The sequence below is a fragment of the Nocardia flavorosea NBRC 108225 genome (assembly GCF_001613385.1).
Classification (GTDB): Bacteria; Actinomycetota; Actinomycetes; order Mycobacteriales; family Mycobacteriaceae; genus Nocardia; species Nocardia flavorosea.
The window spans coordinates 59,594-78,819 of the sequence record NZ_BDCG01000011.1; the positions used below are offsets into that span (position 1 = coordinate 59,594).

Sequence of the window (19,226 nt, forward strand, 5' to 3'; positions counted from 1 at the left end):
TATCGTCGCATCGGTCACAGATTTCTGAACAGCGTCTCGCCCCGGATGTCTTATGACAGCCGGGGCGAGTTCGTCGGGGCCTCCGATCGGAGGGTCGTCCATCGCTCCGAACAGTGCAGCGCAGTCGGGGGCCGGACCGCTGTGGCGGATAGTTCCCCTCGATCCGGGACATGCCCATGCGCTGGCCGTATGCCATATCGCCTGCTGGCGCGAGGCTTATCAGGGACTGGTGCCCGAGCATGTACTGACAGCCCTGGATACGGATCGCCGCGCCGCCACCGTGGAACGGATCGCCCGGCACCCCGCCGGGACCATGCTGGTCGCGGAATCCGGTAGTGCGGTGATCGGGTTCGTCCATTACGGTCCGCCGAGCGAGTATCCCGCGGCCGCGGAACGGGAACTGGGCGCGTTGTATGTCCGGGCACCGTGGTACGGCACCGGGCTCGCCCAGTCCTTGCTGAACGCCGTGCTGGAGCCGGATAAGTCCTGCTCGCTCTGGGTTTTCGAACAGAATTCGCGGGCCCGCGCCTTCTACGGCAAGTACGGTTTCGTCCCCGACGGCACCGTCCGGGCCGAACGGTTCACCACCACGACCGAGATCAGGTTGGTGCGCCCGGCAGTAGAGTGCCGATCATGAGCACCGAAACCGAATACATCCGGATCCAGGACGGGGTACTGGAGATCACCCTGTCCACCGCAGCCCGCGGAACCTCCCTCGATTTCGCGGGAGTCGCCGCCGGCACCGCCGCCCTGGCCGCGGCAGGAAAGGATGTGGGCGCCGTACTGCTCACCGGTTCCGGTCCCAATTTCTGCGCCGGCGGTGATGTGCGGGGTTTCGCCGCCGCCGAGGACCGTTCCGCGCATCTGTACCAGCTTGCCGATACGCTGCATGTTTTGGTCCGCGCGCTGGATGCCGCGCCGGTTCCGGTGGTTGCGGCTGTGCACGGGTGGGCGGCCGGTGCCGGGATGAGCCTGGTGTGTGCCGCCGATATCGCGGTCGGTGGACCGGGTACCCGGTTGCGCCCCGCATATCCGGGTGTCGGATTGAGCCCGGACGGCGGTATGTCGTGGACGCTACCGCGTCTGGTGGGCTTCGCGAAGGCCCGCGACATCATGCTCACCGACGCCGTGCTCGACGCCGCCGAAGCACACCGCCTCGGTATTCTGGCGCGGCTCACCGACAGCGACGACGGTGTCCAGGACGCAGCCCGCGAACTCGCCCGTACCCTGGCCCGCGGTCCGCGCGCCAGCTATACCTCGATTCGCACCCTGCTGAGCAGCTCCGCCACCGCGACCCTGAGCGAACAACTCGACGCCGAACGCGATGCCATGGGCAAGGCTGCCGGTAGCCCCACCGGCCGCGAAGGTGTCGACGCGTTCCTCGCCAAACGCGCCCCCGACTATTCCGGCCTCGGCTGATCCAGCCCCGCTGCACGACGCAGAACTGCCGGGCCGTGATCCCATCGCTCGCGGCCCGGCCACGCGTTCCGCCTGGCTATGGGTCTCCCCGATACCGTCAGGACCCCGGAGGTACAGCGAACCGAGAGCCGGCCGACACGGAACCAGACGCAACGGCGTCGCCTGGCCCGGCAATACCTGCACGTGACGCAGCCGGCGGCGCCGCCGAGTTCAGCGAGAACCTCGACAGGTCCGGCCGGTCCGGAAGTTCGGGCGCGAGCATCGCGGGCCGAATGCATGGACCGAGGTCTCGTCCCCCGCAGCGCTGCGGACTCCGGCAGCGCGTTCGCGCAGGGTGCACCTGCCGTTGGCCGTGAGCACGCCGGAAGCCGGAATCATGGCCATCAGGCGCGCCGGGCGCGTAACACGAACTGGGCAACGGCCTCGGTAAAGGCGTCGTTGTCGTCGCCGGCGGCGGTGTGGGCGGCGTTGCCGATTTCGGCGATTTCCGCGTGCGGTACCAGGGCTTGGAATTCGGCGGCACCTTCGGCACTGACGACATCGGATTTCATACCCCGTATCAAGAGCACCGGGATCGTCAGTGCCCGGGCGACGCCCTCGAGGTTGCGCGCCATCTCGTCGGGGTCGTGACCTTTGTCGCTGAGAATGCCCGGATCCCAGTGCCAGTACCAGCGCCCATCCCGCTTGCGAAGATTGCGTAGCAGGCCGGCGCTGGACTTGGGCCGCGGCCGGTGCGGCATATAGTCGGCGACCGCGTCGGCGGCTTCCTCCACCGTGGCGAATCCTTCGGGATTCTTGTTGAGGAAGGTGACCACCCGGTCCACTCCCTCGGGTTCGGGCCGGGTGACGATATCGACCAGGACGAGCGCGGAGATCGCATCACCGCCCGGAGCGGCGGTGGCCAGCAGCCCGGTGATCCCACCCATACTCGCGCCGACCAGGACCGCCGGGCCGCCGCCCAGTTGTTCCAGTACCGCGAGTACATCGCCGACCATGGCCTCGTAGCGGTAATCGCGATCCAGTGCCCATTGACTGTCGCCGTGTCCGCGCGCGTCCAGTGTGACCGCACGGATTCCCGCGGCGCCGAGTTGCGCGCCCGTCTGCTTCCAGGAGTGGCGGGTCTGACCGCCGCCGTGCAGAAACAGCACCGTGGAGCCTTCCGCGGGGCCGTATCGGTCCGCAACGAGCTCGATCCCGCCCGCGCCGCGGAATCGCAGGCGGACGGGATCGAGCAGATTGTTCGCATTACTCACGATTTGCAGCATCGCAAATATGCGGACGTTACGCCGTACGAACGGACAAAATCAGCAGTCCAGGTCCATGGCGCTGAGGGTCCGCTGGAACAGGCATGCGCCCTTGGCGTTCACCGACGCGGAGATCGTGGACGAACCGGACGAGGTGAAATCCTCGGCGACCGGCGCGGGTTCGGTGACCGGCTGAGCCGGTTGCAGGGTCAGCGGGGCCGCTCCGGCCGTCGCCCCGGCGGCGCCGGACAGGGCGGCGCCCAGCGCGAGCGTGGCGGTGATGCCGCGCAGATTCATGGTGTGCTCCTCACTTGTTTTTCTTCGACGCCCGGTCAGGGCAGGCGCCAGTCCACCGGTTCCGCGCCGAGTTCGTCCAGGAGTTCGTTGACCCGGGAGAACGGACGCGAACCGAAGAATCCTCGCGATGCCGACAGCGGTGACGGATGCGCGGACTCGATACAAGGCACCTCGGCCCGGGCCAGCGCCGGTTTCAGCGAACCGGCATCGCGACCCCACAGGACCGCCACCAGCGGTTCGTTCCGGCCCACCAGGGCGCGGATGGCCTGTTCGGTGACCTCTTCCCAGCCTTTGCCCCGATGCGAAGCGGGTGTGCCCGGCGAGACCGTCAGCACGCGGTTCAGCAACAGCACGCCCTGATTCGACCACGGGCTCAGATCCCCGCAGGTGGGCGTGGGGTGGCCGAGATCCTTGCTGTACTCGGCGAAGATATTGGCCAGGCTGCGCGGGACCGGCGAAACGTCCGGAGCCACCGAAAAGCTCAATCCCATGGCGTGGCCCGGCGTGGGGTAGGGGTCTTGGCCGACGATCAGCACCCGCACCTCGTCGAACGGGTGCTGGAAGGCACGCAGCACATTTTCCCCGGCGGGTAGATATCCGCGCCCGGCGGCATTCTCGGTACGCAGGAATTCACCCATCGCCGCAATCCGGTCGGCCACCGGGTCCAGTGCTTTCGCCCAGCCCGGATCGATGATTTCCGCGAGTGGTTTCGTGCCCATGACCGCACAACCTATCGTGAGTGGTCCGATTTCGCCGACTCCGAGCCGGAGAACGCCTCCCAGCCACCCGCACCCCGGTATCGCGCACCGTCCACGGTGACGCCTCGACCGGCCTCGATACGCCCGATAGGAGTCCATCCGGGGGGCGGTGCCACCCCGGCTGCCCAGACCCCCGCGAAGACATGATCCTCGCCGCCGGCCAGAATCCATTGCCGCGCATCCGCTTCCAGTTCCGCAGCGCACAGCTCCAGATCCGGATCGCACAGGCAGACGGACTCGACCGCCACCGCGACACCCGAGGCTGCGGCCAGATGTCCGAGATCGGCCAGCAACCCGTCGGAGATATCGGTGAGCGCTTCCGGCCGAGTGCCGGTCACCATCGCCGCGCGAACCAGGTCGTAGGCCGGGCGCGGCGCCCGGTGCGCGGCGACCGCGGCCGCCACCACCCCGCCGGTCGAATCCTCGTTTCGCCGCACGACGCCCGGGTGCGCGTGCGACAACAGTGCGAAACCTGCCGCGGACCATCCCGGCCGGCCCGCGATCGCCACCGTGCCACCGACCTGTGCCCCGGACCGGGTGACCGGCCGATCACCCAATGGATCCCCGAAGGCTGTTACCGAGATCACCAATTGTGCGCTGTGCACGATATCCCCGCCCGCGACAGAACCGCCCGCCCGCTCCGCTTCGGCCCAGAACCCGTCGGCGAGCCGAGTGACGAAATCCACCGGGGTATCCCCGGGCACCCCCAGGCCGATCACATAACCCACGGGTTCGGCACCCATGGCATAGATATCGGCCGCGTTCTGCGCGATCGCCTTGCGCCCGATCTCGTCCGGGTTCGACCAGTCCAGCCGGAAATGCCGGTCCTCGATCAACATATCCGTGCTCACCACGTAGTTCCCGCGCGCCGCGGCCAATACCGCGGCATCGTCACCGGGACCGAGCCGGACGGCGGGCCCCTGCGTCCGGCCCGCGTTGATCCGATCGATCAGGGCGAATTCGCCCAGGTCGCGCACTGTCGGTGGGGTGCTGATCGCCAGAACCTTTCTCACTCGCCGCCGAGCGGACGGGATGCGTAGCGTAACTCCGGCAGAGCCGGGATGCCCGGCCCGGACCGGGCGCAGACGCCCCGGGACCGCGGGCCGGCGGCCGGTCGTCCGGCGCTTTCCGCACTGACGGTACCCTGTGCCCGATGGCCGGGTGTGGCCGAAGCAGCCGTAACCGCCCGCGACGGCCGGTCGCAGATCACACTCCGGCCGGCCCGATCGGATGCCGCGACGGCGGTCGGACCTGTATGCCACAGCGCGCCGTACCCGTACACCGGCCCGATACCGGCTACCGCCTCGGGACGCGGCCGGCCCGATACCCGTATACCGCAGAAAGGACCGTCGAGGATGCCGGGGACATCGCCCGACAAGGACACGGAGCCCCCGGACACCGAGACACCGCACGCGGCAGCTCCGGACACCGAGGCACGGGACGTGGCGTCCGGGCACGACGCAACGCCGGACGCCGCGACCCAGGACAACGCGATCCCGGACGCGGCAACGCACGACACCGAGGCACCGCGCGCGGCAATCCCGAACCACGCGACTCCGGACGACGCAACTTCGGACCACGCGGCTCCCGAACGCGCGCCCTACCACCCCGCACTCATCGCGACCGCGGTCGCATTACCGGTCGCGCTGCTGGTCGGTGTCCTCGTCGCCGCCGGGATCGTGCTACGCGGCCCGGTCGAACACGAACCGCTGGCGCTCGGTCCGGTTCCCGCGCCCGCGGCCGACGGCCCGGCCTGCTCTGCCCTGCTGCCCGCGTTACCCGCTGAGTTCGGCGAGTTCACCCGCTCGACCCTGGTCGAACCCGCGCCGGCCGCGACGGCGGCCTGGCAGCGGCCGGACGGCGGCGAAGCGGTGGTGCTGCGCTGCGGTCTGGATCGCCCACTGGAATTCAACCGGGCTTCCCCGCTGCAGGTCGTCAACGGCGTCCAATGGTTCGAGGTCCGCGACGATACCGCGGCCACCGCCACCTGGTTCGCGGTGGATCGCGAAACCTATATCGCGCTCACCGTTCCCGACGACTCGGGCCCGACCCCGCTGCAGGCGGTATCGGACACCATCACCGCGCACCTGCCGGCACAGCCGCTCGATCCCGGCGAACTGCCCAATTAGTTTCTCCGCGGACTCGTACACCGGCGACTCCGCCCAGCCCGATCGCCCCGGAGATTGCGCAGTCGGCTCAGCGCAGCCCGGTGCCGCGGGCCAACGCGGTGTCGACCAGATTCGTCAGCAGCTCTGCATAGCCGATCCCGGTTTCCTGCCACATCCGTGGATACATGGAGATCGGCGTGAATCCGGGCATCGTGTTGATCTCGTTGATCACCGGCCCGTCCTCGGTGACGAAGAAATCGACCCGGGCCAGCCCCTGGCAGTCCAGTGCCCGGAAAGCGCGCACCGCCATCGCCCGGACTTCCTCGGCGATATCGTCGTCCAGTTTCGCCGGAACATCGAATTCGCAGACGTCGTCGAGGTATTTGGTGTCGAAATCGTAGAAGGCCGGCCCGGCGGGTTCCTCACCGGCGTCGGCGTCGGCGAGGTCCTCGGGCATCCTGATCTCCGCGAGCACACTGGCTTCCACCCGGCCGTCGGGAAATTCCAGCACACCGCATTCGACCTCACGGCCGACGATCCCGGCTTCCACGATCACCTTCGGATCGTGTTCGCGCGCGGCGGCGACCGCGGCGTCGAGATCGGCCCAGTCGGCGACCTTGGTGATCCCGATGGACGAACCGCCGCGGGCGGGTTTGACGAATACCGGCAGTCCGAGCCGCTGCCGATCCTCCGGTGTGACGGTCGCGGTACCGGGTCGCAGCACCACCTGCACGCCCACCGGCAGGCCGTCGGCGGCCAGCAGTTTCTTGGTGAACTCTTTGTCCATCCCGGCCGCGCTGGCAAGTACACCGGGGCCCACGTACGGGAGGCCCGCCAGTTCCAGCATTCCCTGGACGGTGCCGTCCTCGCCGAACGGACCGTGCAGCACCGGGAACACCACGTCGACGGTTTCCAGTGCAGTCTGCGGATCGCCGAGCGGTACCAGCGTTCCGGCACGACTGGGGTCGGCGGCCAGGACCAGTTCGGTGCCGTCACCGGTAACCGATGGCAGGGTCCGGTCGTGGCGGGCGAGTGCGGCGATATCGATATCGGCGAGCAGCCAGGTTCCGGCCTGGGTGATTCCGATCGGCACCGCCTCGTAACGCTGCGGATCGAGATTGCGCAGTACGGCACCGGCCGATACGCACGAGACCGTGTGCTCGTTACTGCGCCCGCCGAAGACGACGGCAACTCTGATCCGGGTCATGCCCGAACGGTACCCTGTCGCGGCACCGGATAATCCCCGCGCATCGGGCTCGCGGCTCATTCGGGTTTGATCCGGCGCCCCAGCAGTTTCTCCAGTGCCGACTGCACGGCCAGCCCCTCGTGACATACCTGGTGGACGGCTTCGGTGAGCGGCATCTCCACATCGTGCGCATCGGCCAGTGCGCGAACCGAACTACAGGATTTCACTCCTTCGGCGATCTGGCCGTGGGTGGCTTCCTGCGCGACCTGCATGGAACCACCGGAGCCGAGCGCCACGCCGAAGGATCTGTTCCGGGAAAGCGGCGAGGTACATGTCGCGATGAGGTCCCCGACTCCCGCCAGCCCCGCCAAGGTCGCCGGTTCGGCGCCGAGGGCAACGCCGAGCCGGATGATCTCGGCCAGGCCCCGGGTCATCAGCGCGGCGATGGAATTATCGCCGAATCCCATGCCGGAGGCGATCCCGCAGGCCAGCGCGATCACATTCTTACAGGCACCACCGATTTCGCAGCCGATCACATCGGTGTTGGTGTAGGGCCGGAAGTAGCTGGTGACGCAAGCCTGCTGCACGGCCGCCGCGCGCTGCGCGTCGATACAGCCGATCACCGTCGCGGCCGGCTGCCCGGCGGCCAGCTCTCCCGCGAGATTCGGTCCCGACAGCACCGCGATCCGCGCCGGATCCGCGCCGCTGACCTCGGCGATCACCTCGCTCATCCGCAGCAGGGTGCCGTTCTCGATTCCCTTGGCCACACTCAGCAAGGTGGCGTCGGCGCCGATATCCGGTGCCCAGGCCTTCAGGTTCGCGCGCAGCGATTGCGACGGTACCGCGAGCACCACGATCTCGGCGCCGTCCAGGGCGCGTTCGTGATCGTTGGTGGCGGCGATCGGCGGTAGCTGCACCCCGGGCATGTAGTAGGGGTTGCGGTGGTCGGTGGCCAGCGCCTCGGCGACCTCGGGCCGGCGGGCCCAGACCGTGACCTCGGTCCCGGCGTCGGCCAACACCTTCGCCAGTGTCGTACCCCACGATCCCGCACCCATTACCGCCGCCCTCGTCATCAGCCCAGAATGCCATGACAGGATGGGGCCATGTGCCCGCACTCCGTGCACGCCGTGATCGCGGTGAAATCCCTGGACAGCGCCAAGAGCCGGCTCGCCGGTGTGCTCGCGCCGGCGCACCGGTCCCGGCTGGTGCTGGCCATGCTCACCGATACCGTGCGCGCGGCCGCGGCGGTGCCCGCGATCGCGGCGATCACCATCGTCACCCCGGACCCGGTGGTAGCCGAGGCAACCCGCGCACTCGGCGCGGAAGTACATCCCGAACCCGCCCGTGCCCGCACCGACCCCGACGGGCTGAATATCGCGCTCGCCGACGCGGCCGCGGCCGTCCGGAACCGGCACGGCGCCGTGGACCTGCTGGCACTGCAAGCCGATTTGCCCGCATTGTGCCCGGACGAGTTGGCGGCCGTGCTGGCCGCCGCCGCGGGCGATCTGCGCGCGCTGGTGGCCGACCACGCGGGGACGGGCACCGCGGCCTTGTTCGCGCCGTCCGGCCTGCCGCTGCGACCCCGCTTCGGCCGTGATTCGGCTCACCACCACCGCGCCGACGGCGCGCGCGAACTGGCCGGTGATTGGCCCGGTCTGCGCCAGGATGTCGATACCGCCGCGGATCTGGCGGCCGTGCAAGCGCTGGGCACGGGCGTCGAGACCGCTGCCCTCCTGCGTGAACTGGGTCTGTCCGCTCGTGTTCGCGAACCGGCCACCCAGGTGTGCGGGCCGGTCGCCACCCCGTGAACTAGAGATAACAGTCACCGCCGGTATCTGCACACCATCCGGCTCGTAGGGGATGATCGTAGGTGTGAGCGATACGGAAACCGTCAAGCAGCAGCAGGTGCTACCCACTCCGCCTCCGGCCGCCACCCAGATCCTTGCCGACGAGCGAACCCCCCGTTTGCCGGCCGATCGCTATCTCAACCGGGAATTGAGCTGGCTCGACTTCAATGCCCGTGTCCTGGCGCTGGCCGAGGACAGTTCGCTGCCGCTGCTGGAACGCGCGAAATTCCTGGCGATCTTCGCCTCGAATCTCGACGAGTTCTATATGGTCCGTGTCGCCGGTCTCAAACGCCGCGCCGAAACCGGGCTTTCGGTGCGCTCGGCCGACGGTCGCTCCCCCAGTGAGCAGCTCGAGCTGATCGCGGCCCGCACCCAGGATCTCGCCGTCCGTCACGCCGAAGTGTTTCTCACCGAGGTGCTGCCCGCGCTCACCGCGGAGGGGATCGAGATCATCGACTGGGCCGATCTGGCCGAGCCCGAACGGGAACGGTTGTCCGCGCATTTCCAGGACCAGGTGTTCCCGGTACTCACTCCCCTGGCCGTGGATCCCGCGCACCCGTTCCCCTACATCAGTGGGCTCAGCCTGAATCTCGCGGTCACCGTCCAGGACCAGTCCACCGGTGGTGAACATTTCGCTCGGGTGAAGGTGCCCGACAACGTGGACCGGTTCGTTCGGGTCCGCCGCCCCGGATCCGGTCACGGCGTATCGATCGCCGCGTTCCTGCCGATGGAGGCGCTCATCGCGGCGCATCTGGAACAACTGTTCCCGGGGATGACAGTGGTCGAGCACCATTCGTTCCGGATCACCCGTAACGCCGATTTCGAGGTCGACGAGGATCGCGACGAGGATCTGCTGCAGGCGCTCGAACGCGAACTGGCCCGGCGCCGCTTCGGTTCTCCCGTACGGCTCGAGGTGTCCGACGATATGACCGAGCACATGCTCGACCTGCTCCTGCGTGAACTGGAGGTCGACCCGGGGGACGTCATTCAGGTTCCCGGGCTGCTGGACCTGTCCTGCCTGTGGCAGGTGTACGGGGTGGACCGCCCGAACCTGAAGGACGCCCCCTACGTGCCCGCGACCCCGCCGGCGTTCGGAGAGCGCGAAACCCCGCGCAATGTTTTCGCCGCCCTGCGTGAAGGCGATGTTCTCGTGCACCACCCGTACGATTCGTTCTCCACCAGTGTGCAGCGTTTCATCGAACAGGCCGCCGCAGATCCGCAGGTCCTGGCGATCAAACAAACCCTGTACCGCACCTCCGGCGATTCTCCCATCGTGAACGCGCTCATCGATGCCGCCGAAGCCGGTAAACAGGTGGTGGCGCTGGTGGAGATCAAGGCCCGCTTCGACGAGCAGGCCAACATCAAATGGGCACGGACGCTGGAACAGGCCGGGGTGCATGTGGTGTACGGCCTGGTCGGGTTGAAAACACACTGCAAGACCTGCCTGGTGGTGCGCCGGGAGGGCTCGACCATTCGCCGCTACTGCCATATCGGTACCGGTAACTACAATCCCAAGACCGCCCGCCTGTACGAGGATGTCGGGCTGCTCACCGCGGCCCCCGAGATCGGCGCCGATCTCACCGATCTGTTCAATTCGCTCACCGGCTATTCCAGAAAGGCCGATTACCGCAACATCCTGGTTGCCCCGCACGGTATCCGATCCGGGATCATCTCGCGGATCGAACGTGAGATCGAATTGGCCCGCGACGGCGCGCCGGCCCGGATTCGCCTCAAGGCCAATGCCCTTGTCGACGAACAGGTCATCGACGCGCTCTACCGCGCCTCACAGGCGGGCGTTCCGGTGCAGATCGTGGTCCGCAGTATCTGCGGGTTACGGCCGGGCGTTCCGGGGATGAGCGAGAACATCGACGTGCGGTCGATCCTCGGCCGGGTGCTGGAGCATTCGCGAATTCTCAACTTCGCGGCGCAGGACGAGTTCTGGATCGGCAGCGCCGATATGATGCATCGGAATCTGGACCGCCGCGTGGAGGTCATGGCGCAGGTGAAGGACCCGAAACTACGGGAACGGCTGGACGGAATCTTCGAATCGGCATTGCACCCGATGACACGCTGCTGGGTATTGGATGCCGACGGGAATTGGCAATCCAGCCCCGACCGGGCCGGTACCGGGCCCGACGGTGACGGGATCGAGGTCCGCGACCATCAGGTGGCGCTCATGCGTCTGCGCCGCCCGGATCAGCAGTGAACTCAGTGGGCACCACGCATACACCCCCGGCCTATCCGGATCCACGGACCACAGCCAATATTCATGCCGCCGGCACCGTGCTGTGGCGTCATGCGCCCGATTCGGGCGGCCGGATGGAGATCGCCGTGATCCGCCGGCCCAAATACGACGACTGGTCGTTGCCGAAGGGAAAACTCGATCCCGGGGAAACGCCTGTGCTGGCCGCGGTCCGCGAAACCGAAGAGGAAACGGGGCTGCGGCCCCGGCTGGGCCGCTATCTGGGCAAGGTCACCTATCCGATTCCTGGACATCGCAGGCTCAAACGGGTCGACTATTGGGCGGCCGAGGTGACCGGCGGAGCATTCACGGCGAACAACGAGGTCGACGAACTCACCTGGTGCCCGCTGGAGACGGTGATGTCGGCGCTGTCGTATCCGATGGATCGCCAGATCGTCCGGGCGTTCACCCGGTTACCGGCCGATACGCGCACCGCACTGGTGGTCCGGCATGCCAAGGCCGGTCGCCGCGACCGGTTCCGCGGCCCGGACGAGCAACGGCCGCTCGAAACGGCCGGATATCAGCAGGCGCTCGCGCTGGTGCCGAATCTGCTGGCATTCGGTGCCGCGGAAATCTATTCCGCCGAACCGCTCCGCTGCGTGCAGACCGTGACGCCGCTGGCCGAGGATCTGGGAGTCGAGGTGGCGGTGGATCCGCTGCTCGGTGATATCGGATATGCCGCTGATACCGAGAAGGCGCGGGAACATATCCGGTCGCTGGCCCTGTCCGCCCGGGCTGTGCCCGTACTGTGCAGTCAGGGCGACACCGTTCCGGATCTTGTCCGGTGGTGGGCGGAACGGGACGGAATGCGATTGTCACCCGCCCGGACCCGGAAAGGGTCGGTGTGGGTGTTGTCTTTCGCGGGCGACCGTTTGGTCGCCGCCGATCATCTCGACCGATCGCTATCGGTCGATACCGCGCCGGCGACCGGGTAGAGCCGAACACTCACCGGCCGTGGAAACGGTCACGCCCCCGGGGATCGCCCGGGGGCTGGTCCGTCCGGCGTTTCGGTTGTGAGGGTCGCGAGCCGGCGAGCCGAGATGCGGCACGCTGTGCTCGTCGACGAGCACCGTTCGCGGGTCGGAAAGCCGTCGGGGATTTCCGCGGCATCCGCGGCTGGGCGAATCAGCGCTTCTTTGCAGCCTTCTTCGCCGGAGTCCGCTTTGCGGTGGTCGCCTTCTTGGTCGCCGGGGTCTTCTTGGCGGTGGCCTTGGCCGTGGTCTTCTTCGCCGTGGCCTTGGCCGGGGTCTTCTTGGCGACGGTCTTACGTGCCGCCGTCTTGGTGGCCGCCTTCTTCGCGGCGGTGCTCTTGGCCGGCGCCTTGGTGGCGGTCTTACGTGCCGTGGTTTTGGCGGGCGCCTTGGTGGCCGACTTCTTGGCGGTGGTTTTCTTCGCCGTGGTCTTCTTGGCCGTGGATTTCTTGGCCGCCACAGGAGCATTGACACCGCGTTTGACCGCCGGGCCGGTGGCCGCGAGCTTCTGTTTACCCGCGATTACCGCCTTGAACTGGGCACCGGGCCGGAAGGCCGGCACCGAAGTGGGTTTCACCTTGACGGTTTCCCCGGTGCGCGGATTCCGTGCGACGCGCGCCGCACGCTTCCGCTGTTCGAACACACCGAATCCGGTGATGGTGACGCTCTGTCCTTTGTGTACCGCACGCACGATGGTGTCGACCACATGCTCGACTGCCGCGGTGGCCGTGCGCCTGTCAGTACCCAACTTTTCGGTCAGAACGTCGATCAGTTCCGCCTTGTTCATTGAATCCTCCGCAGACTAATGGCCCGTCGTCGGACCGACTAGGTACCACGGTAAACCCACAATGGGCAAGAGTCTATGTGCCACGCCAAAATTCATGTGGCCTAGCACACGCACAGCTACCGCCTCATCCGAGCCCCCACTAAGAGGCCGAGAACATTACGCCTGCGAAATAGGTTCGGGAAGGGTCTTTGGTTTCCAACCCGGCCTTGCCTTTTCGAACTCCGCGATCACATCGCTACGCCGCAGGGTCAGGCCGATGTCATCCAATCCTTCCAACAGGCGCCACCTCGTGTAGTCGTCAATATCGAACGGCAACACGACGGTTCCTGCGGTCACCGTGCGTGCCTGGAGGTCGACAACCAATTCCAGTCCGGGCTGTTCCTCGAGCAACTTCCAGAGCATTTCGACATCATTCTGTGACATTCGCGCGGCCAGTAGACCGCCCTTGCCCGCATTACCGCGGAAGATGTCGGCGAAACGTGAAGAGATAACTACCCGAAAGCCGTAGTCCATGAGTGCCCAGACTGCGTGCTCACGCGACGATCCGGTGCCGAAATCCGGTCCGGCCACGAGTACGGAGCCGCGGGAGTACGGTTCGGTGTTCAGAATGAAGTCCTTGTCACCCCGCCATGCAGCGAACAAGCCGTCTTCGAATCCTGTTCGAGTCACGCGCTTCAGATAGACGGCCGGGATGATCTGATCGGTGTCCACATTGGACCGGCGCAGCGGAACGCCGATCCCCTTGTGCACGGTGAAGGCTTCCATCGTATTTCTCCTGTTTCGGGCTTGATCGTAGGTTTTCCGAATGCGGCGCAGCGGCTCAGTTCAGATCGGCGGGCGCCGACAACCGGCCGCGCACCGCAGTGGCCGCGGCGACCAGCGGTGACACCAAATGAGTGCGGCCGCCTTTGCCCTGCCGTCCCTCGAAATTCCGGTTGGAGGTGGAGGCGCAACGCTGGCCGGGTTCGAGCTGATCGGGGTTCATTCCCAGGCACATCGAGCATCCGGCCTGGCGCCATTCGGCTCCGGCGGCGGTGAACACCTCCCCGAGCCCCTCGGCCTCGGCCTGTTCGCGTACCCGCATCGACCCGGGTACCACCAGCATTCGCACCCCGTCGGCGACCTTGCGGCCCTTCAGGACCCCGGCCACGGCCCGCAGATCCTCGATCCGGCCGTTGGTGCACGAGCCGACGAACACGGTATCCACCGCGACCTCACGCAGCGGCATACCCGGGGTCAAATCCATGTATCGCAGCGCTTTCTCCGCCGACTCGCGGGCGCTTTCGTCGGCGATCTGCGCCGGATCCGGCACATTTGCGCCGAGCGGCAAACCTTGTCCCGGGTTGGTCCCCCAGGTGACGAACGGTGTCAGTGCGCTCGCGTCGATATGCACTTCCCGGTCGAAAACGGCATCCTCGTCGGTCTTCAGCGCTTCCCACGCCTGCACCGCGGCATCCCAGTCGGTGCCCTGCGGCGCATGCGGCCGGCCTTTCAGGAACTCGTAGGTCGTTTCGTCCGGGGCGATCATCCCCGCCCGCGCTCCGGCCTCGATGGACATATTGCAGATCGTCATCCGCGCTTCCATCGACATTTTCCTGATGGCCTCACCGCGGTACTCGAGCACATATCCCTGCCCGCCGCCGGTGCCGATTTCGGCGATCACCGCCAGAATGAGGTCTTTGCTGGTGACGCCCGGCGGCAGTTCCCCGTCGACGGTGATCGCCATTGTCTTGAACGGCCGCAGCGACAGCGTCTGCGTGGCCAGGACGTGTTCGACCTCACTTGTCCCGATTCCCATGGCGAGCGCGCCGAACGCGCCGTGGGTGGAGGTATGGCTGTCCCCGCACACCACGGTCGTCCCCGGCTGGGTCAGGCCCAGCTGCGGGCCGACCACATGCACGATCCCTTGTTCGCGATCGCCCATCGGGTGCAGCCGGACGCCGAATTCGGCGCAGTTACGCCGCAGCGTCTCCACCTGGAGACGCGAAATGGGATCGGCAATCGGTTTATCGATATCGGCAGTGGGAACGTTGTGGTCCTCGGTGGCGATGGTGAGATCGGGCCGGCGCACCGGCCGCCCCGCCGCCCGCAGGCCGTCGAACGCCTGCGGACTGGTGACCTCGTGCACCAGATGCAGATCGATATAGATCAGATCGGGTTCACGGGCCTCGCCGTCGCCTTCCCCGCGGGCGACGACATGCTGTTCCCATACTTTTTCGGCCAGCGTACGTGGCATTGTTGCGATCACCTTTCGGGCCGGGCATCCGCCCGGGTGACCCGCGGCGAATACGCGCTAGCTGGAATATCGCGACCCCATCCCGCGATCCACCTGGGCTGTTCGTGATGGCATCTCAGAATGCAGGACGCTAATATCGTTGTATGAGACAGCATAGCGGTATCGGCGTCCTGGACAAAGCGGTGGCAGTGCTGTATGCGGTCGCCGAACAGCCCTGCGGTCTCAACGAGTTGTGCGAACGCACCGGTCTCCCCCGGGCCACCGCCCACCGCCTCGCCGTCGGACTGGAAACCCATCGCCTGCTGGCCCGTAACGGCGACGGCGCCTGGCGCCCCGGCCCCGCCCTCGGGGAACTCGCCGCCGGCGCTGCCGATCCGCTGCTCGAAGCCGCGAGTTCGATCCTGCCCCGGCTCCGCGAGATCACCGGCGAAAGCGTGCAACTGTACTGCCGCGACGGCAACCAGCGGGTCTGCGTTGCCGCCCTGGAACCACCCGCCGGATTACGCGATACCGTGCCCATCGGCTCCCGCCTGCCGCTCACCGCCGGTTCGGCCGCGAAGGTCCTCGTCGCCTGGGCGGAGCCCGACCTGCAGCGCAGTGTGCTCGCCGAGGCCATGTACAACGAACGCACTCTCGCCGATGTCCGTAAAAGGGGTTGGGCGCAGAGCGCCGGCGAACGCGCGGCCGGGGTCGCGAGTATCTCGGCACCCGTACGGGATCAACAGGGCGCAGTGGTCGCCGCCATCTCGGTCTCCGGCCCGATCGACCGGATGGGCCGCCGCCCCGGGGCCCGCTGGGCCGCCGATCTCGTCGCGGCCGCCGATGCCCTGCACCGCCGACTCTGAGCGGTGGGCACCCGCCGTAACTTATGGTGACCTCATGGGAGTGAACCAACGGTCACAGATCGTGATGACCGACGCCGAGATCACCGATTTCCTCACCCGCAGCCGCGTGGCCACCCTGGCCACCCTCGGCGGGGACGGAAAACCGCACCTCACCGCCATGTGGTACGCACTGATCGCCGATCCCGGCCGTCCCGATGCCGTCCCCGAGCTGTGGTTCGAGACCAAAGGCAAATCCCAGAAGGCCGTCAACCTGCGCCGCAACCCCACCATCACCTGCATGGTCGAGGCCGGCCAGACCTACGACACCCTACGCGGGGTCTCCATCGAGGGCCACGCCGAAGTAATCGACGACCCCGAGAAGTTGTTCGCCGTCGGCGTCAGCGTCTGGGAGCGCTACACCGGCCCCTACACCGACGATATGCGCCAGTACGTCGAAGGAATGCTGAACAAGCGTGTCGCGGTCCGCGTGGTCCCCGAACGTATCCGCAGCTGGGACCACCGCAAACTCGGCCTACCCGAAATGCCCCTCGGCGGCTCCACCGCGGGCGCCCTCGACGATTGAGACCAGTGCCCGGGTGGTGCAGATCACCCGGGCGACGCGCGATACACCCACAACCATCCGTCATGCAGTCACCATGGGCGGATGGAGAGAGAATCCGGTTGTGCAGGCGAGACCGCTCCTGGCCGGATCGTTCTCCTCAACGGCGTCTCGGGCTCGGGAAAATCCAGCCTCGCGCACAGGCTTCTGGCCGACCTCGACCGGCCCTTCTTCCACATGAGCGTCGATATGTTCGGCGCCATGCGCTCGGAATCCCGGACCCACGAACTCGATCCGAGCGCCCTCGCCGCGGCCCTCCACAGGACCCGCGCCGGATTCCACCGCGCCGTCGCCGGTATGGCCCGGGCAGGTAACGACATCATCATGGACCACGTCCTGAGCGAGCCCTGGCGACTATCCGACTGCTTGGCCGTGATGACCGGCATAGACGTCGTTTTCGTCGGCGTCCACTGCCCGCCGGGCGAACTCCGGCGCCGCGAACGCCGCCGCCCCGACCGGCCGCCGGGTACAGCGGCACGGCAGCTGGTTTCGGTCCACACCCACGGAATCTACGATCTGGAGGTCGATACCGGGACCGCCTCCCTCGAGGAATGCTCGGCCGGGATCAAGGCCTTCCTGGACCGTCCCCCGGCCGATCGCGCCTTCGACCGTCGCAGCCGGTCGCTGACCTGTCCGCCCGGTCGGGCGGGGTCGGGAGATATTCGTATCGACGGGTTTCGATGTCGCCTCCGGTGCAAGGATCGGTGTGCTCATCGGGAGTCTGCCGCCAGTGCAGTGGCCAGGTCGTCGAGCCGGCCGAAGGCACGGGCAAAGCCCACGTGGTCGGTGTAGTCGCGGGACTCGACGATGAGACCGTCACGTACCCGCGCCACGAAGATGCACGGGATCGAGAAGGGGCGCCCGTTCGCCGAACCGACATAGCTGAATTCGTAGACCACGACCTCCGGGTCGGCGGTTTCGTGGACCTGCCCCCGTGCCTCGAAACGCTCAACTCCTGTTGTCCGCGCCGGCCCCTCGGCGAAGTGGCTCCGCAACTGGAAACGGGTGCGCAAACGGTGTGTCACCGAGTGGGGCGAGGGGATGCCGCACATCGGTTTGTTCGGCGTACAGGCCGGCAAGGTGATCCAGTTGCGCCTGTTTCTCCTGCTCGGTGAGGTTCCCGGAGACCAAGCGGGTGACCCCTGCAGCGACGGCGCGAACTCCATCTGCCGGCGTGGACGGCTGTGGCATGGCATTCCCTGAATTAATCGGAGTCTGGACTTCGGTTAACGTCGGCTACCGACAGCGGAAACGGAAGGGGCCCTGAATGCGCCAGGACGCGCGGGAGAACCGGGAACGGATCCTGGCCGCGGCCGAGAAGGTGTTCGGCGCGCACGGTGGTGCTGGATCGACCGAGGAGGTGGACCGGCGGGCCGGTGTCGGCATCGCCACGGTCTTTCGCCACTTCGCTACAAAGGAAGATTTGATCGAGGCGGCACTGCTGCGCATCTCGATCAGCTCACCGAACGCGCCGAAGCGCTCACCCTCGACACAGACCGGTCCGTGGCGTGGCAGACCCTACTGCGGACCATGATCGAAACGGGCGCCACGAAGCTGATATCGGCCTCGGCACTGGACGACCACGGGAGGCTTCCCCGCAGCGTCGCCACCGCATCGAACCGGCTGAAGGCCGCGGTCGCCGCGGTCCTCCTGCAGGCGCAAGCGGCCGGCATGGTGCGCCCTTCGGTCACGGTCGAGGAGGTTCACCTGCTCATCCGCGGCCTGGCACAAGCGACGGCCACGATGCCGGTACAGCCCGCTACCTTGGAACGCGCCATCGCCGTCGTACCCACCGGGCTATCGCGCTGACAGTGACCTGTGCAGCCGATCCACCGAACACACGAGCCGAGACCGAATCCCCCGACAGGAACGGCAACGGCACCCAAGCGACTGACCCGAGGAACCACCGACCGAACCGGCACATCCCCCGCTCACCGACCACGAAACCTTTCCGGACTCCACCAACCGCAAAGGGGTCCAGGGGCGCAGCCCCGGCAAGACCTTCGTAGGAATCCCTCCACGGAGGGGGGCCAGGGGGCGCCGAGCCCGCCTGGTCGGGGTGCGGGGAATGAACCCCCGCAGAACATCGCGAATCAGCAAAGGCTCACGCTCTCCATGAGCATGAGCCTGCCAGCTGAGTAGCCCCGACGGGATTTGAACCCGCGCTACCGCCTTGAGAGGGCGGCGTCCTAGGCCGCTAGACGACGGGGCCAGGACTTTTGATCGACTCCTGGCTGGAGCGGATCGTGGATCTTTCGATCCGAAGCTCGATCAGCGTAACCGACCGGGCGGCGGCGACCAAATCGCCTGGATATTCGTTCCGCACCGCATCTGGAAGATGTAGTAGAGACCGATCTCCGCTGGGGTACCAGGACTCGAACCTAGAATGGCTGAACCAGAATCAGCTGTGTTGCCAATTACACCATACCCCAATGACCTGGGCTTTCGGGTTCGTCGCTGGCTGCGGCGGCACCGTCGTTCCGGCCGAGAAAGAGAGTACCAAACTGTGCGGGTGAAACTACAAATCGCCTGGTCAGATCGGGGTTGTTCGGGCTGTTTCACGGTTCGTCTCGGTATGGGCACCGGTCGCGCCCACCAGGCTCACCCTCCGCCCCGGGCAGCGTCCAGGGCCCGCGGATGGTGTCTGGCTGAAGGTTCCGGGCCGGGTATCGAGTAACCGGTGGGCGG

General features: G+C 67.1%; 21 protein-coding genes and 2 tRNA genes. 11 read left to right on the forward strand and 12 right to left on the reverse strand.

Features of this window, described 5'->3' with window-relative positions:
- Nucleotides 1-52 precede the first annotated feature (52 nt).
- The gene (locus NFL01S_RS12710) at nucleotides 53-637 is read left to right on the forward strand and encodes a GNAT family N-acetyltransferase (protein ID WP_084492634.1); all 585 of its coding nucleotides are present in this window, start codon (nucleotides 53-55) and stop codon (nucleotides 635-637) included.
- The gene (locus NFL01S_RS12715) at nucleotides 634-1,419 is read left to right on the forward strand and encodes an enoyl-CoA hydratase/isomerase family protein (protein WP_062974744.1); all 786 of its coding nucleotides are present in this window, start codon (nucleotides 634-636) and stop codon (nucleotides 1,417-1,419) included. The genes NFL01S_RS12710 and NFL01S_RS12715 overlap by 4 nt, the downstream gene beginning before the upstream one ends.
- A gap of 383 nt (nucleotides 1,420-1,802) precedes the next feature.
- Here NFL01S_RS12715 and NFL01S_RS12720 read toward each other — a convergent pair whose 3' ends face one another.
- Genes NFL01S_RS12720 through NFL01S_RS12735 form a run of 4 tightly spaced genes read right to left on the reverse strand, consistent with a single transcriptional unit; the run spans nucleotide 1,803 to nucleotide 4,731 of the window.
- Entirely contained in the window at nucleotides 1,803-2,672 is an 870-nt protein-coding gene (locus NFL01S_RS12720) for an alpha/beta fold hydrolase (RefSeq protein ID WP_245670654.1), read from the reverse strand.
- A gap of 51 nt (nucleotides 2,673-2,723) precedes the next feature.
- Nucleotides 2,724-2,960, reverse strand: a complete 237-nt coding sequence (locus NFL01S_RS12725; RefSeq protein ID WP_033241348.1) for a hypothetical protein — start codon at nucleotides 2,958-2,960, stop codon at nucleotides 2,724-2,726.
- A 35-nt stretch (nucleotides 2,961-2,995) separates the two neighbouring features.
- Nucleotides 2,996-3,679 (reverse strand): uracil-DNA glycosylase, encoded by a 684-nt coding sequence (locus NFL01S_RS12730; protein WP_062974748.1) that lies wholly within the window; start codon nucleotides 3,677-3,679, stop codon nucleotides 2,996-2,998.
- A gap of 11 nt (nucleotides 3,680-3,690) precedes the next feature.
- The gene (locus NFL01S_RS12735; RefSeq protein WP_245670655.1) at nucleotides 3,691-4,731 is read right to left on the reverse strand and encodes a thiamine-phosphate kinase; all 1,041 of its coding nucleotides are present in this window, start codon (nucleotides 4,729-4,731) and stop codon (nucleotides 3,691-3,693) included.
- A 525-nt stretch (nucleotides 4,732-5,256) separates the two neighbouring features.
- Here NFL01S_RS12735 and NFL01S_RS12740 point away from each other — a divergent pair.
- On the forward strand, nucleotides 5,257-5,847 hold the full coding sequence (locus NFL01S_RS12740; protein WP_062974872.1) for a DUF3515 domain-containing protein: 591 nt from the start codon (nucleotides 5,257-5,259) through the stop codon (nucleotides 5,845-5,847).
- 67 nt (nucleotides 5,848-5,914) lie between these two features.
- Here NFL01S_RS12740 and NFL01S_RS12745 read toward each other — a convergent pair whose 3' ends face one another.
- Together NFL01S_RS12745 and NFL01S_RS12750 are read right to left on the reverse strand one after the other, a co-directional pair.
- Nucleotides 5,915-7,033, reverse strand: coding sequence for a D-alanine--D-alanine ligase family protein (locus NFL01S_RS12745; RefSeq protein ID WP_062974750.1), 1,119 nt, complete (start codon nucleotides 7,031-7,033; stop codon nucleotides 5,915-5,917).
- 56 nt (nucleotides 7,034-7,089) lie between these two features.
- On the reverse strand, nucleotides 7,090-8,085 hold the full coding sequence (locus tag NFL01S_RS12750) for an NAD(P)H-dependent glycerol-3-phosphate dehydrogenase (protein ID WP_062974752.1): 996 nt from the start codon (nucleotides 8,083-8,085) through the stop codon (nucleotides 7,090-7,092).
- A 30-nt stretch (nucleotides 8,086-8,115) separates the two neighbouring features.
- Here NFL01S_RS12750 and cofC point away from each other — a divergent pair, with 30 nt between their 5' ends.
- Genes cofC through NFL01S_RS12765 form a run of 3 tightly spaced genes read left to right on the forward strand, consistent with a single transcriptional unit; the run spans nucleotide 8,116 to nucleotide 12,036 of the window.
- Nucleotides 8,116-8,820: a 2-phospho-L-lactate guanylyltransferase gene (cofC, locus tag NFL01S_RS12755; protein ID WP_062974755.1), complete on the forward strand. Its 705-nt coding sequence runs from the start codon at nucleotides 8,116-8,118 to the stop codon at nucleotides 8,818-8,820.
- A gap of 52 nt (nucleotides 8,821-8,872) precedes the next feature.
- Nucleotides 8,873-11,065, forward strand: a complete 2,193-nt coding sequence (locus tag NFL01S_RS12760; RefSeq protein ID WP_062974758.1) for an RNA degradosome polyphosphate kinase — start codon at nucleotides 8,873-8,875, stop codon at nucleotides 11,063-11,065.
- The gene (locus NFL01S_RS12765; RefSeq protein WP_245670656.1) at nucleotides 11,062-12,036 is read left to right on the forward strand and encodes an NUDIX hydrolase; all 975 of its coding nucleotides are present in this window, start codon (nucleotides 11,062-11,064) and stop codon (nucleotides 12,034-12,036) included. Before NFL01S_RS12760 ends, NFL01S_RS12765 begins: the two co-directional genes overlap by 4 nt.
- A gap of 190 nt (nucleotides 12,037-12,226) precedes the next feature.
- Here the strand turns inward: NFL01S_RS12765 and NFL01S_RS12770 are convergent, their stop codons facing one another.
- The 3 genes from NFL01S_RS12770 to leuC all read right to left on the reverse strand — a co-directional run bounded on the left by NFL01S_RS12770 (nucleotide 12,227) and on the right by leuC (nucleotide 15,095).
- Complete coding sequence (locus NFL01S_RS12770; protein WP_062974763.1) at nucleotides 12,227-12,859, reverse strand: HU family DNA-binding protein; 633 nt, start codon at nucleotides 12,857-12,859, stop codon at nucleotides 12,227-12,229.
- A gap of 156 nt (nucleotides 12,860-13,015) precedes the next feature.
- Entirely contained in the window at nucleotides 13,016-13,624 is a 609-nt protein-coding gene (leuD, locus tag NFL01S_RS12775; RefSeq protein ID WP_062974765.1) for a 3-isopropylmalate dehydratase small subunit, read from the reverse strand.
- A 55-nt stretch (nucleotides 13,625-13,679) separates the two neighbouring features.
- Nucleotides 13,680-15,095 (reverse strand): 3-isopropylmalate dehydratase large subunit, encoded by a 1,416-nt coding sequence (gene leuC / locus NFL01S_RS12780; RefSeq protein ID WP_062974766.1) that lies wholly within the window; start codon nucleotides 15,093-15,095, stop codon nucleotides 13,680-13,682.
- A 143-nt stretch (nucleotides 15,096-15,238) separates the two neighbouring features.
- Here leuC and NFL01S_RS12785 point away from each other — a divergent pair, with 143 nt between their 5' ends.
- From NFL01S_RS12785 to NFL01S_RS37590, 3 genes are all read left to right on the forward strand, one after another.
- Nucleotides 15,239-15,940, forward strand: a complete 702-nt coding sequence (locus NFL01S_RS12785) for an IclR family transcriptional regulator (RefSeq protein WP_062974768.1) — start codon at nucleotides 15,239-15,241, stop codon at nucleotides 15,938-15,940.
- Nucleotides 15,941-15,974: 34 nt separating this feature from the next.
- Nucleotides 15,975-16,502 (forward strand): pyridoxamine 5'-phosphate oxidase family protein, encoded by a 528-nt coding sequence (locus tag NFL01S_RS12790; RefSeq protein WP_062974770.1) that lies wholly within the window; start codon nucleotides 15,975-15,977, stop codon nucleotides 16,500-16,502.
- An 81-nt stretch (nucleotides 16,503-16,583) separates the two neighbouring features.
- On the forward strand, nucleotides 16,584-17,330 hold the full coding sequence (locus NFL01S_RS37590) for a chloramphenicol phosphotransferase CPT family protein (RefSeq protein WP_084492636.1): 747 nt from the start codon (nucleotides 16,584-16,586) through the stop codon (nucleotides 17,328-17,330).
- Here NFL01S_RS37590 and NFL01S_RS36080 read toward each other — a convergent pair.
- On the reverse strand, nucleotides 17,249-17,563 hold the full coding sequence (locus NFL01S_RS36080; protein WP_210745096.1) for a nuclear transport factor 2 family protein: 315 nt from the start codon (nucleotides 17,561-17,563) through the stop codon (nucleotides 17,249-17,251). The two genes, NFL01S_RS37590 and NFL01S_RS36080, sit on opposite strands and share 82 nt — an antisense overlap.
- A 242-nt stretch (nucleotides 17,564-17,805) precedes the next feature.
- On the opposite strand from NFL01S_RS36080, the gene NFL01S_RS36455 reads away from it, so the two are divergent.
- Both NFL01S_RS36455 and NFL01S_RS36460 read left to right on the forward strand, forming a co-directional pair.
- Nucleotides 17,806-18,072 (forward strand): TetR/AcrR family transcriptional regulator, encoded by a 267-nt coding sequence (locus NFL01S_RS36455; RefSeq protein ID WP_210745095.1) that lies wholly within the window; start codon nucleotides 17,806-17,808, stop codon nucleotides 18,070-18,072.
- Nucleotides 18,042-18,347, forward strand: a complete 306-nt coding sequence (locus tag NFL01S_RS36460) for an SbtR family transcriptional regulator (RefSeq protein ID WP_210745094.1) — start codon at nucleotides 18,042-18,044, stop codon at nucleotides 18,345-18,347. The genes NFL01S_RS36455 and NFL01S_RS36460 overlap by 31 nt, the downstream gene beginning before the upstream one ends.
- 330 nt (nucleotides 18,348-18,677) lie before the next feature.
- Here the strand turns inward: NFL01S_RS36460 and NFL01S_RS12815 are convergent.
- Nucleotides 18,678-18,750 (reverse strand) — tRNA-Glu (locus NFL01S_RS12815).
- A gap of 148 nt (nucleotides 18,751-18,898) precedes the next feature.
- Nucleotides 18,899-18,970: transfer RNA gene (locus NFL01S_RS12820), tRNA-Gln, on the reverse strand.
- Nucleotides 18,971-19,226 lie beyond the last annotated feature (256 nt).

Excerpts from the sequence above, each read along its gene's own strand:
- leuC (WP_062974766.1), bottom strand. The coding sequence starts at position 15,095 with ATGCCACGTACGCTGGCCGAAAAAGTATGGGAACAGCATGTCGTCGCC.
- leuD (WP_062974765.1), bottom strand. The coding sequence starts at position 13,624 with ATGGAAGCCTTCACCGTGCACAAGGGGATCGGCGTTCCGCTGCGCCGG.
- NFL01S_RS12760 (WP_062974758.1), top strand. The coding sequence starts at position 8,873 with ATGATCGTAGGTGTGAGCGATACGGAAACCGTCAAGCAGCAGCAGGTG.
- NFL01S_RS12710 (WP_084492634.1), top strand. The coding sequence starts at position 53 with ATGACAGCCGGGGCGAGTTCGTCGGGGCCTCCGATCGGAGGGTCGTCC.
- NFL01S_RS12750 (WP_062974752.1), bottom strand. The coding sequence starts at position 8,085 with ATGACGAGGGCGGCGGTAATGGGTGCGGGATCGTGGGGTACGACACTG.
- cofC (WP_062974755.1), top strand. The coding sequence starts at position 8,116 with ATGTGCCCGCACTCCGTGCACGCCGTGATCGCGGTGAAATCCCTGGAC.
- NFL01S_RS12770 (WP_062974763.1), bottom strand. The coding sequence starts at position 12,859 with ATGAACAAGGCGGAACTGATCGACGTTCTGACCGAAAAGTTGGGTACT.
- NFL01S_RS12730 (WP_062974748.1), bottom strand. The coding sequence starts at position 3,679 with ATGGGCACGAAACCACTCGCGGAAATCATCGATCCGGGCTGGGCGAAA.
- NFL01S_RS12725 (WP_033241348.1), bottom strand. The coding sequence starts at position 2,960 with ATGAATCTGCGCGGCATCACCGCCACGCTCGCGCTGGGCGCCGCCCTG.
- NFL01S_RS12785 (WP_062974768.1), top strand. The coding sequence starts at position 15,239 with ATGAGACAGCATAGCGGTATCGGCGTCCTGGACAAAGCGGTGGCAGTG.
- NFL01S_RS37590 (WP_084492636.1), top strand. The coding sequence starts at position 16,584 with ATGGAGAGAGAATCCGGTTGTGCAGGCGAGACCGCTCCTGGCCGGATC.
- NFL01S_RS36455 (WP_210745095.1), top strand. The coding sequence starts at position 17,806 with ATGCGCCAGGACGCGCGGGAGAACCGGGAACGGATCCTGGCCGCGGCC.
- NFL01S_RS12715 (WP_062974744.1), top strand. The coding sequence starts at position 634 with ATGAGCACCGAAACCGAATACATCCGGATCCAGGACGGGGTACTGGAG.
- NFL01S_RS12790 (WP_062974770.1), top strand. The coding sequence starts at position 15,975 with ATGGGAGTGAACCAACGGTCACAGATCGTGATGACCGACGCCGAGATC.
- NFL01S_RS12745 (WP_062974750.1), bottom strand. The coding sequence starts at position 7,033 with ATGACCCGGATCAGAGTTGCCGTCGTCTTCGGCGGGCGCAGTAACGAG.